Origin of the sequence: Streptomyces sp. NPDC002994 (assembly GCF_040611155.1) — a bacterium.
Taxonomy (GTDB): Bacteria; Actinomycetota; Actinomycetes; order Streptomycetales; family Streptomycetaceae; genus Streptomyces.
Map to the genome: position 1 here is coordinate 158881 of NZ_JBEXNQ010000006.1, position 10940 is coordinate 169820.

9 protein-coding genes and 1 pseudogene are annotated in these 10940 nt (G+C 71.3%); 5 read left to right on the forward strand and 5 right to left on the reverse strand.

What is annotated here, in order from left to right; genetic code table 11:
* Positions 1–32 precede the first annotated feature (32 nt).
* Entirely contained in the window at positions 33–2378 is a 2346-nt protein-coding gene (locus ABZX79_RS09840; protein ID WP_355254012.1) for a heavy metal translocating P-type ATPase, read from the reverse strand.
* 105 nt (positions 2379–2483) lie between these two features.
* Between ABZX79_RS09840 and ABZX79_RS09845 the strand changes: the two genes are divergently transcribed.
* Complete coding sequence (locus ABZX79_RS09845; protein WP_355254014.1) at positions 2484–3179, forward strand: copper homeostasis protein CutC; 696 nt, start codon at positions 2484–2486, stop codon at positions 3177–3179.
* 185 nt (positions 3180–3364) lie between these two features.
* Here ABZX79_RS09845 and ABZX79_RS09850 read toward each other — a convergent pair whose 3' ends face one another.
* Positions 3365–5443, reverse strand: coding sequence for an ATP-binding domain-containing protein (locus tag ABZX79_RS09850; protein ID WP_355254296.1), 2079 nt, complete (start codon positions 5441–5443; stop codon positions 3365–3367).
* Positions 5444–5684: 241 nt separating this feature from the next.
* On the opposite strand from ABZX79_RS09850, the gene ABZX79_RS09855 reads away from it, so the two are divergent.
* Entirely contained in the window at positions 5685–5837 is a 153-nt protein-coding gene (locus tag ABZX79_RS09855; RefSeq protein WP_355254016.1) for a hypothetical protein, read from the forward strand.
* 239 nt (positions 5838–6076) lie between these two features.
* Positions 6077–7273: a glycosyltransferase 87 family protein gene (locus ABZX79_RS09860; RefSeq protein ID WP_355254298.1), complete on the forward strand. Its 1197-nt coding sequence runs from the start codon at positions 6077–6079 to the stop codon at positions 7271–7273.
* 24 nt (positions 7274–7297) lie between these two features.
* On the opposite strand, the gene ABZX79_RS09865 is transcribed toward ABZX79_RS09860, so the two are convergent.
* Both ABZX79_RS09865 and ABZX79_RS09870 read right to left on the reverse strand, forming a co-directional pair.
* Positions 7298–7579 (reverse strand): hypothetical protein, encoded by a 282-nt coding sequence (locus tag ABZX79_RS09865; RefSeq protein ID WP_355254018.1) that lies wholly within the window; start codon positions 7577–7579, stop codon positions 7298–7300.
* Between the two features lie 59 nt (positions 7580–7638).
* Complete coding sequence (locus ABZX79_RS09870; RefSeq protein ID WP_355254020.1) at positions 7639–9291, reverse strand: DNA repair helicase XPB; 1653 nt, start codon at positions 9289–9291, stop codon at positions 7639–7641.
* A gap of 103 nt (positions 9292–9394) precedes the next feature.
* Between ABZX79_RS09870 and ABZX79_RS09875 the strand changes: the two are divergent.
* Both ABZX79_RS09875 and ABZX79_RS09880 read left to right on the forward strand, forming a co-directional pair.
* Positions 9395–9871, forward strand: a pseudogene (locus tag ABZX79_RS09875) (VanZ family protein); the annotation flags it as partial.
* A 103-nt stretch (positions 9872–9974) separates the two neighbouring features.
* Positions 9975–10469, forward strand: a complete 495-nt coding sequence (locus ABZX79_RS09880) for a hypothetical protein (RefSeq protein ID WP_355254022.1) — start codon at positions 9975–9977, stop codon at positions 10467–10469.
* Positions 10470–10498: 29 nt separating this feature from the next.
* Here ABZX79_RS09880 and ABZX79_RS09885 read toward each other — a convergent pair whose 3' ends face one another.
* On the reverse strand, positions 10499–10828 hold the full coding sequence (locus tag ABZX79_RS09885; RefSeq protein ID WP_355254024.1) for a helix-turn-helix domain-containing protein: 330 nt from the start codon (positions 10826–10828) through the stop codon (positions 10499–10501).
* Between the last annotated feature and the right edge of the window lie 112 nt (positions 10829–10940).

Below are 10940 nucleotides of genomic sequence, written 5' to 3' on the forward strand. Positions count from 1 at the left end.
CGCGCAGGGGCGGGGGCGGGTGGAGGTGTTCCTCAGTTGGTGGCGGCCTTGAAGCCGCGCAGGCGCAGCGAGTTGCCGACGACGAAGACGGAGGAGAAGGCCATGGCGGCTCCGGCGATCATGGGGTTGAGGAGGCCGGACGCGGCCAGGGGCAGGGCGGCGACGTTGTAGGCGAAGGCCCAGAAGAGGTTGGACTTGATGGTGCCCAGCGTCTTGCGGGAGAGGCGGATGGCGTCGGCGGCGGCGAGGAGGTCGCCGCGTACGAGGGTGAGATCGCCGGCTTCGATGGCGGCGTCCGTTCCGGTGCCCATGGCCAGGCCGAGGTCGGCCTGGGCGAGTGCGGCGGCGTCGTTGACGCCGTCGCCGACCATGGCCACGCTGCGGCCCTCGGCCTGGAGCTTCTTGACGACGTCGACCTTGTCCTCCGGCATCACCTCCGCGATGACCTCGTCGATACCTACTTCGCGGGCGACCGACTCGGCGACGGCCTGGTTGTCGCCGGTGAGGAGGATCGGCGTCAGGCCCAGCGCCCGCAGTCGGCGGATGGCCTCGGCGCTGGTGTCCTTGACCGCGTCGGCGACCTCCAGGACCGCGCGTGCCTCACCGTCCCAGGCCACCGCGATCGCCGTACGCCCGGCTGCTTCGGCTTCCTGCCTGGCTCGCTCCAGCTCCTCGGGCAGGCTCATCGACCACTCGGTGAGCAGCTTGCTGCGGCCGACCAGGACGGCGTGGCCTTCGACGATGCCCTGGACACCGAGGCCGGGTACGTTCGCGAAGTCCTCGGGGGTGGGCAGGGGACCGCCGGTCCTGGCGGTGGCACCGGCGGCGACGGCCTGGGCGATGGGGTGCTCGGAGGCGTGTTCCAGGGCGCCCGCCAGGCGCAGTACCTCGGTTTCGGTGGTGCCGGGGGTGGTGTGGACGGCGAGCAGGGTCATCTTGCCGGTGGTGACGGTGCCGGTCTTGTCCAGGACGATGGTGTCGACCTTGCGGGTGGTCTCCAGGACCTCGGGGCCCTTGATGAGGATGCCGAGCTGGGCGCCGCGGCCGGTGCCGACCATGAGGGCGGTCGGGGTGGCCAGGCCGAGGGCGCAGGGGCAGGCGATGATCAGGACGGCGACGGCGGCGGTGAACGCGGCGGTCAGGCCGGCTCCGTTGCCGAGCCAGAAGCCGAGCGTGCCGAGCGCGAGGGCGATCACGACGGGGACGAAGACGGCGGAGATCTTGTCGGCCAGGCGCTGGGCGGCGGCCTTGCCGTTCTGGGCGTCTTCGACGAGCTTGGCCATGCGGGCGAGCTGGGTGTCGGCGCCGATGCGGGTGGCCTGGACGACCAGGCGGCCGCCGGCATTGAGGGTGGCCCCGGTGACGCTGTCGCCGGGGGCGACCTCGACGGGGACGGACTCGCCGGTGAGCATGGCGGCGTCGACGGCGGAGGTGCCTTCGACGACGGTGCCGTCGGTGGCGATCTTCTCGCCGGGGCGGACCAGGAAGCGGTCACCGACGGCCAGTTCGGCGGTGGGGATGGTCTCCTCGCGTCCGCCGTCGCGCAGTACGGTCACGCTCTTGGCGCCCAGTTCCAGCAGGGCCTTCAGGGCGGCGCCGGCCTTGCGCTTGGAGCGGGCCTCGAAGTAGCGCCCGGCCAGGATGAACGCGGTGACGCCGGCCGCTGCCTCCAGGTAGATGTTCCCGGCGCCGTCGCTGCGCGAGATGGTCAGCTCGAAGGCGTGCGTCATGCCGGGCGTACCGGCCGTACCGAAGAACAGCGCCCACAGCGACCACAGGAAGGCTGCGGACGTACCGACCGAGATCAGCGTGTCCATCGTCGCCGCACCGTGCCGGGCGTTGGTCCACGCGGCGCGGTGGAAGGGCCAGGCGGCGTACGTGACGACCGGGGCGGTCAGCGTCAGCGACAGCCACTGCCAGAACTCGATCTGGAGGGCGGGGACCATCGCCATCGCTATGACCGGCACCGCGAGGACGGTCGCGGTGATCAGCCGCTGGCGGAGGGGGCGGAGCTCGTCGGCCTCGGTCAGCGCCTCCTCGGCACTGGGCTCGGGGGCCGCCCGTACCGGGGGCGGCTCCTTCGCCGTGTAGCCGGTGGCCTCCACCGTCGCGATCAGATCCTGTACGGAGACGTCTTCGCCCCGGTAGGTGACCTTCGCCTTCTCGGTGGCGTAGTTGACGGTCGCCTCGACGCCGTCCATCCGGTTCAGCTTCTTCTCGATGCGTGCCGCGCACGAGGCGCAGGTCATGCCGCCGATGGCGAGTTCGACCTCGGCTCCGGTGGTGGTGGTGCCGGCTGCGGCCGTCGTGGTGGACACATCTGCTCCTTGGGTTGGGCCGACGGGTAGATACCCCAGGGGGGTATACGTTGGACTCATGTATACCCCCCGACCCCATCTTGTGCAAGCGGTTGGCGCGCCAGGGCTCTAGGGTGGACATTGGACTAGACCTGTAGTCGCCGTTTTCCTGAGGAATGGGGTCCCATGAACAACCGTGCAGTCCTGGAGGTGATCGCCCTCGACGCCGAGGACGCGGTCGCCGCCCAGTCCGGAGGCGCGGACCGGCTCGAGCTGGTCACTGACATGGCGGCCGACGGCCTGACCCCGTCCCGCGAGACCTTCGGACGGATCCGCGCGGCGGTGGACATCCCGCTGCGCGTGATGCTGCGGCTGGCGGACGGATTCCTCGCGGGGGACATCGACGCGTTGGTGCGGGCGGCGCGAGGGATGCTGGCGGAGGGGGCGGACGAGTTCGTGCTGGGCTTCCTCGATGAGTACGGGAATCCCGATCTGGTCGCGGTCGAGCGGGTCGTGGCGGAGATCGAGGGGTGCCCGTGGACGTTCCACCGGGCGATCGACCGGGCGGTGGACCGCGATGAGCTGCGCAAGCGGCTCGCGGAGCTGCCCGGCCTGGACACGTACCTGACCGCCGGTTCGGCGGAGGGCGTGGACGCGGGGATGCCGGTGCTGCTCGCGGAGGCGGCGGCGGGGCGGCGCGGTGCGCCGGGCTATCAGCCGCAGCTCCTGGTCGGCGGTGGCTTGCGTCTCGACCACCTTCCGGCGCTGCGGGCCGGGGGTATCGACGCGTTTCATATCGGGGGTGCGGCTCGGCCGGGTGGGTGGTCGGAGCCGGTGTCTGCGGACGCGGTGCGGGAGTGGCGGGCGGTGCTGGACGGGTAGTCCGCTGCGCGGGGCCTTTCCCCGACCCGCCCCTTCCCGAACTGGGGCAAGCCCCAGCCCCCAGACCACACATACGCCCTTCGGGCGTGTCCTCAATCGCCGGACGGGCTCCAATGGAGCCCCTCCGGCGATTGAGGAGCGGGGTCTGGGGCAGCGCCCCAGGTCGCCCCGCGCAGCGGTTGCGCCTAGCTCAAGGCCGGCGGCAGCGGGGCCGCGTGGATTACGGTCAGGCCCGACACCGCGCGCGTCAGCGCGACGTACAGGCGACGCAACCCGGTCCGCTCGTCCGGTTCGCCCGACACCACCGCCGCCGGCTCGTCCAGCACCACGTAGTCGTACTCCAGACCCTTCGCCAGCGACGCCGGCACCAGCGTCAGGCGGGACTCCGCCGTCGTCTCCTCTCCGGGGGAGAGATACGCGTGGCCCGCCGCCGTGAGTGCCGCCGCCAGTTCCGGGACGCGCGCGTCCGCCGCGATCAGGCCTGTCGAGCCCTCGTGACGCAGCGCCTCGGCGCACGCCGACACCACCGCCTCCGTCAAGGCGGTGACCGCATCCACCCGGCGTACCGCCAGCGCCCCCGCGCTCTCCCGTACCGACGACACCGGCGCCAGGCCCGGCGAGATCGCCGGCAGCAGCCTCGACGCGTACGCGATGACGTCGCGCGGCACGCGGAAACCCGCCGTCAGTTCCTCGACCGCCGCCTCCGGCTTGCCCAGGTGCCGCAGCGCCTCCGCCCAGCTCGCCGTCGCCCACGGCGTCGTCCCCTGCGCCAGGTCGCCCAGTACCGTCGCCGAGCCCGTCGTGCAGCGGCGCCCCACCGCGCGGTACTGCATCGGCGACAGATCCTGCGCCTCATCGAGTACGACATGGCCAAGCGAGTGCGTACGGGCGATCAGATCCGCCGCCTCGTCCAGCAGCACCACATCCGCCGCCGACCACTTCGCGGACTTCACCGACCGGGCCGGCTTCGCCCACAGGATCCGCTTCTGCTCGTCCGCCGACAGAACGCCCTCCGCGTGCTCCGCCAGGAAATCCGCGTCGGAGAGGAGCCGCAGCACCAGTTTTGCCGGGTCCACCGCCGGCCAGACCGCCTTGACGGCCGCCTTCACCGCCGGGTTACGGGCCACCGCGTCCTGCACCCGGTCGTCGGGCGCCTCGCCCGACTCCTCCATGCGCACCAGCACCGCGTGCGCGATGCGCTGCGGGAGGGCGTCGTGGGCGGCCCCGTAGCGGATGTCCCGGGCCAGCAACTCGCCGACGATCTCCTCGACTTCGTACGCCGGGATCCGCCAGCGGCGCGAGCCGCGCACCACCACGACGGGCTCGGCCGGGACGGTGACGTGCGAGCGCAGTGCGCGCCGCAGCACCTGCACCATCCGCGCGTCGCCCTTGATCACGGCGGTGTCCGCCTCGTCGGTGCCCCGCACCTCGCCGTGCACCGCCACCAGGTCGTCGACCGTCGCCTGCTTGACCTCCAGTTCGCCCAGCGCGGGCAGGACCTGCTCGATGTAGTGGAGGAAGGACTTGTTCGGGCCGATGACCAGCGTGCCGGTCCTGGCCAGCCGGTCGCGGTGTGCGTAGAGGAGGTACGCGACCCGGTGCAGGCCCACCGCCGTCTTTCCGGTTCCCGGGCCGCCCTGCACGCAGACGCTGCCGGACAGGCCCGACCGTACGATCTCGTCCTGCTCGGGCTGGATCGTCGCCACGATGTCCCGCATCGGGCCTACGCGCGGGCGCTCGATCTCCGACTGGAGCAGCTTGCTGGTCCGGGCGGACTCGGTCGGGTCGGAGAGGTGTTCGTCCTCGTACGCCGTGAGCTCGCCGCCCGTGTAACCGAATCGGCGCCGCAGCCCGACGTCCAGCGGGTCCTTCCTGGACGCGCGGTAGAAGGGCTGGGAGACGGGCGCGCGCCAGTCGATGACCATCGGGTCGCCGTCGGTGTCGTGGACGTGCCGCCGGCCGATATAGAAGCGCTCGCCCTCCGCGCCCTCGGCCCGGTCCGCGCCGACCTCGTGGAGGTAGTCGAGGCGGCCGAAGAAGAGCGGGGTGTGGGAGAGGTCGGCCAGCGACTTGATGCGTTCCTCGATCTGGGCGCCGAGGACGACGGCGTTCACCCAGTTCGCGGTCACGTCGCGGATGTCGAGGGCCTGTGCGTCCTCGCGCATGGCGCGCAGTGCGGAGCGCGAGGCAGTGAGGTGGGCGCGCTCGTGGGCCAAGGGGTCGGGCTCGGGGGCGTCGCTGGGGCTGGGGTCGGGCGCGGGCACGGTGTTGCCTCCGGAGGGGATCACGGCGTGGACCGGCCGGTTTCCGTCCGGGCGGCGGCGCTCCACGGAGGGAGGCGGGAAGACGGGGGAGTGTAGTCGGGGTGGCTTGGTGCGGGCCAATGGTTTTTGGGTCCCCGTAGGTGGACTGAGGGTTGGGGTCAGACTCCGGGAGGAGGCGGGCGGCGGGGAGTTCAGCCCACAGGCCGTTGTGCATGAAATGCCCGAAATTCATCATGGAGTTATGACTTCAGCCACCTTCACGCACCGCAACCACCCCAGCCGCCGGGTCGGCGCAGCTCTGCGCGCCGTCAAGGTCTTCGTCGGCGCCGCGTTCAGCGTGGCCGTGCTGGGGGAGTACGCGAAGGAGGCGGGCGTATCACGCCACCGCCACTGAGCGTTCACGTGGGGCTCGGCAGGCCCACCCGCTGATCCACTAGGGTCGCGGCCGTGGATACCCGGAGTGTGACCCCTCGTACGCCGGCCGAGTCGGCCCCCCGGACGCAGGCCGAGACCGCGCCCGCCGGCACCGCGCCCGCCGAGACCGCGCCCGCCGGCACCGCGCCCGCCAAAACTCTGCGCCTCGGCTCGCGCCGCTTCGGGATCGTGCCCGCCGGCATTCTGCTCGCCGTGTCGATGGCCGCGCTCGCCGCGCTCTGCGTACTCCTGAAGATCCAGATGGTCGACACCCTCGTCTACCGGGCGGAAGGCGAGGCTGTCGCGAACGGCACCGACCTGTACGGATTCACCGTCACCCAGTGGAAACTGCCCGCCACCTACCCGCCGTTCGCCGCGATCCTCTTCGTACCGACGACCTGGCTGCCCGTCGCCGCACTCAAGATCGCCTTCGGCCTCGGCAACGCCGCGCTCCTCGCGCTGCTCGTGCATCTCTCCTGCCGGTTCGCCCGGCTCCCGGCCAAGCCCGCGATCGTTCTGGCGGCCACCGCCGTCGGGCTGTGGCTGGAGCCGGTCTTCCAGACGATCCTTTTCGGACAGATCAACCTCGTCCTCGCCTGCCTCGTCCTGTGGGACCTGTCCCGCAAGGACGACGCCATCGGCAAGGGCTTCGCGCTCGGAATCGCGGCGGGCGTCAAGCTCACGCCCGCGATCTTCATCGTCTATCTGCTGATTACCGGCCGCGTACGGGCCGGGCTCACCGCCCTCGCGTCCCTGACCGGCACGGTGCTGCTCGGCGCGCTCGTACTGCCGCACGCGAGCGTCGACTTCTGGACCCGCCGGCTCTTCGAGACCGGGCGCGTCGGCCGGGTGTGGATCGTCGACAACCAGTCGCTGCAGGGCATGTTCGCCCGCGTCCTGCACACCCCCGAGCCCGGCGCCGTGTGGACGGTGGCGGCGGTACTTGCGGCGGTGGGCGGCCTGTGGGCGGCGCGGCGGGCGGCGGTAGGGGCGGGGGCGTGGGCCGGGCGCGAGACGTGGGGCGTACTGGCCACCGCCGGGACGGCGCTGCTGGTGTCGCCGATCAGCTGGTCCCACCACTGGGTGTGGTGCGTGCCGCTGATCGCGGTGCTCGTAGCGGAGCGGCGGGTACGGATGGCCTGGGCGGTGGGGCTGCTCTTCATGGCGCGAAGCATGTGGATCGTGCCGCACGACGGCCCCCAGGACCTGCACATCCCCTGGTGGCAGCAGCCCTTCGCCTCCCCCTACCCCCTGCTCACCCTCGCCCTGCTGGTGTACGCGGCCCGGCGGCCGGCCCTGGCTCCTCCGGCACAGGCGGCGGCAGTTCCGATGCCGCGCACGGAGCTCACCGAGCGCACGGAGCGGCAGGAAGGCCCGCTGAGCCGACCTTCCAAGACGGGTGCCAGCGACGACTGACGCCCTTCCGAGGGGGAGGAGCCTTCAGCTGTCGGCCAGCAGGATGTCGGCGTCGTCGAAGATCCGCAGGACGACGAGGAGCAGGCGGCCGCGCGACACCACGTACTCCGCCATGATCTGCGAGGTGAGCCTGATCTCCCGGTCCTGCTCGCCCGGGCCGACCGGTCGCGAGAGCTCCGTGTACGGATCGCGCGCCAGGATCTCGATCGCCTTGTCGAACGACGCCCTGCGCGTGGGGTCCAGACGGTCGCGGTGATAGGCCGCAGGCTCGGTGTAAAGCACCTGGTACACGTCCTGGTGAGCCATGGCGCTCTCCTCCGTGGGTTGTTCTCGCAGCCTACCGAGCGGGCCAGGGGGCCACGGGGTTATGCCGTGCCGTCCTCCGCCATCAGTTCGTCCGCGTCCACGATGCGGTACGCGTAACCCTGTTCGGCCAGGAAGCGCTGGCGGTGGGCCGCGAAGTCCTGGTCGATCGTGTCGCGCGCGACCACCGAGTAGAAGTGCGCCTGGTGGCCGTCCGCCTTCGGGCGGAGCACCCGGCCGAGGCGCTGTGCCTCCTCCTGGCGGGAGCCGAACGTACCCGACACCTGGATGGCGACCGTCGCCTCGGGCAGGTCGATCGAGAAGTTCGCGACCTTCGAGACGACGAGGACACTGATCTCGCCCTGCCGGAACGCCTCAAAAAGCTTCTCGCGCTGCGCGTTCGACGTCTCGCCCTTGATGACCGGCGCGTCCAGGTGCTCGCCCAGCTCGTCGAGCTGGTCGATGTACTGGCCGATGACGAGGATCTGCTGGCCCGCGAACTTCCGTACCAGTGCCTCCGCCACCTTCCGCTTCGTCGCGGTCGTCGCGCAGAAGCGGTACTTCTCCTCCGCCTCGGCCGTCGCGTACGCCAGACGCTCGCTGTCGGTGAGGTTGACCCGTACCTCTACACAGTCGGCGGGCGCGATGTAGCCCTGCGCCTCGATCTCCTTCCACGGCGCGTCGAAACGCTTCGGGCCGATGAGGGAGAAGACGTCCGACTCGCGGCCGTCCTCGCGCACGAGCGTCGCCGTCAGGCCGAGGCGGCGCCGCGCCTGGAGGTCGGCTGTGAACTTGAAGACGGGCGCGGGGAGCAGGTGCACCTCGTCGTACACGATCAGGCCCCAGTCGCGAGAGTCGAAGAGCTCCAGGTGCTGGTAGATGCCCTTGCGCTTCGTCGTCAGGACCTGGTACGTCGCGATGGTGACCGGGCGGATCTCCTTGCGCGTACCGCTGTACTCGCCGATCTCGTCCTCGGTCAGCGACGTCCGCTTCACCAGCTCGTGCTTCCACTGGCGGGCCGAGACGGTGTTCGTGACGAGGATGAGGGTGGTGGCTTTGGCCTGGGCCATCGCGCCGGCGCCGACGAGCGTCTTGCCCGCGCCGCAGGGGAGGACCACCACGCCCGAGCCGCCGTGCCAGAAGCCCTCTACGGCCTGCTTCTGGTACGGGCGCAGGGCCCAGCCGTTCTCCGCGAGCTCGATCGCGTGGGCCTCACCGTCGACGTAACCCGCGAGGTCCTCGGCGGGCCAGCCCAGCTTGAGCAGCGTCTGCTTGATCTGGCCGCGCTCGGAGGGGTGGACGGCGACCGTGTCCGCGTCGAGCCGGGCGCCGACCAGCGGCTGGACCTTCTTCGAGCGCAGGATCTCCTCCAGCACCGGGCGGTCCGTGGAGGTCAGGACGAGACCGTGCACGGGGTGCTTGGAGAGGGTCAGGCGGCCGTAGCGGGCCATCGTCTCGGCGACGTCGACGAGGAGCGCGTGCGGGACGGGGTAGCGGGAGAACTCGACGAGCGCGTCGACGACCTGCTCGGCGTCGTGTCCGGCGGCCCGGGCGTTCCAGAGGCCGAGCGGCGTCACGCGGTACGTGTGGATGTGCTCGGGGGCGCGCTCCAGCTCGGCGAAGGGCGCTATGGCGCGACGGCAGGCGTCGGCGCGCTCGTGGTCGACTTCGAGGAGGAGCGTCTTGTCGCTCTGGACGATGAGGGGTCCGTTCACGCGTGTTTCGGCCCTTTCTGCGGCAGCTCGGCCCGTACGGCCAAACGTCCAGTGTGCCGCATCGCGTGCGATACGGGTCGGGAGTCGGGGTAGGCGGGTGTCCATGACAGCTGAAGCGGATGAAGCGGATGAAGCGGATCAGGCGCAACCCCGTCGGTCTTGGGGGAGGGCCTTGCTGCGGGCGCTCGCGGTCGCCCTGGCCTTTGTCGGGCTCGTACTCTTCTCGGCCGTACTGGCGCGGCTGACGCTCGCTCCCTCGCACGCCTCGGAAGCGCTGGTCACCACCAATCTGCGGCCCGGTGCCTCGCTGCGGCAGTACGCCGAGGACTACACCTTCCTCGCCGCGTGCAAGCAGATCGGCGGCAATCTGCTGCTGGGCATGCCGTTCGGGCTGCTGCTGCCGGTGCTCGTGCCGCGCTCACTGCGGCTGCTGCGTGTGGTGGCTCTCACGGTGGTGGTGATGGTGCTGGTGGAGCTGGCGCAGGGGGCGATTGTCGAGGGGCGGGCGTTCGATGTCGACGACGTGATCCTCAACACGACGGGTGCGCTCATCGGCTACTTCCTCCTCGGCCGACGGATCGGGCGGGCGGTGCATGCGAGGCGCGGGCCGCGTGGGTCGCGCGAGGAGGGGGATACGGTGCCTTCCGGCAAGTGACGAGTGGGCGGAGCCGGGGGCGGACTTGATGGTGCGGGCGACAGGTACGGCTGCGGCCCGGCGGGTGGGTGCCGCGCTGGTCGCGACGCTGGGTCTCGCGGGCTGCGGGTTGGGCGACGGACCCCGGATCTGCACGATGATCGGCGGTGTTCCGGGGGTCACTGTGATCTACGAACCGGGTGGCGGCGCGACGGCGGCCCCGGCGGGGCCGGCGGGTCCCGTTGTTCTCCGGCTGTGCGTGGACGGGGAGTGCGAGGAGCGTACGGAGGACCGTACGGAAGCGTCTACGGCGGCGGGCGGGATCAGGATGTATGTGCGTACGCCCGACGACGTACGGGGCGAGGAACTCGACGTGCGGTTCTCGGTCACCGTGGTGGATGACGGCCGCGTGATCATGAAGGACAGCGCGAGGGTCAGCATGACGCCCAGCTGGGCCAACGGCAAGGAGTGCGACGGCGAGGGTACGTGGTCGGCGGAGCTGACGGCGGCGCCGGACACGGGGCTCGTCGACCGCCGCCGCTGACGGGCCGGCGCCGGTGCGCGGTCAGTTCTTCACGGTCGGTGCGGAGCTTCTTTGGCGGGGTCGAACGGTGCGTCCGGGCCGGTCAGCCCGTCGAGGCGGTCCTTGGCGAACCGGCTGCGCCACTTCGCGGCGGTCTCGTAGGAGATGCCGAGGCGGTCGGCCACGGTGTGCGGGGACACGGGGAGGTCGTCGTCGCCGGGGCGCGTGGAGGCCAGCACGATTTGCGCGCGCAGGGCGATGTCTTTGGCGGTTCTGGTGTCCTGGTGGGCGGCCTGGCGCCGTCGGACCCAGCTTTCCAGCGTCGTGCGCTCTTCGTCGGTGACATTGAGCGGTTCGAGCTGCGGTTTCGGACGCTTCATGTGCCCCACGGTACGGGGGTTTTTCTGGGGGCAGGCCCCCAGACCCCGACCGCCCTCCGGGCGGTGTCCGGGGTCCGGGGCGGAGCCCCGTATGCGGCGGGGCCGCCAAGTG

Coding starts and splice junctions, on each gene's coding strand:
- ABZX79_RS09840 (WP_355254012.1), bottom strand. CDS start 2,378: ATGAGTCCAACGTATACCCCCCTGGGGTATCTACCCGTCGGCCCAACC.
- ABZX79_RS09845 (WP_355254014.1), top strand. CDS start 2,484: ATGAACAACCGTGCAGTCCTGGAGGTGATCGCCCTCGACGCCGAGGAC.
- ABZX79_RS09855 (WP_355254016.1), top strand. CDS start 5,685: ATGACTTCAGCCACCTTCACGCACCGCAACCACCCCAGCCGCCGGGTC.
- ABZX79_RS09860 (WP_355254298.1), top strand. CDS start 6,077: ATGGCCGCGCTCGCCGCGCTCTGCGTACTCCTGAAGATCCAGATGGTC.
- ABZX79_RS09865 (WP_355254018.1), bottom strand. CDS start 7,579: ATGGCTCACCAGGACGTGTACCAGGTGCTTTACACCGAGCCTGCGGCC.
- ABZX79_RS09880 (WP_355254022.1), top strand. CDS start 9,975: ATGGTGCGGGCGACAGGTACGGCTGCGGCCCGGCGGGTGGGTGCCGCG.
- ABZX79_RS09885 (WP_355254024.1), bottom strand. CDS start 10,828: ATGAAGCGTCCGAAACCGCAGCTCGAACCGCTCAATGTCACCGACGAA.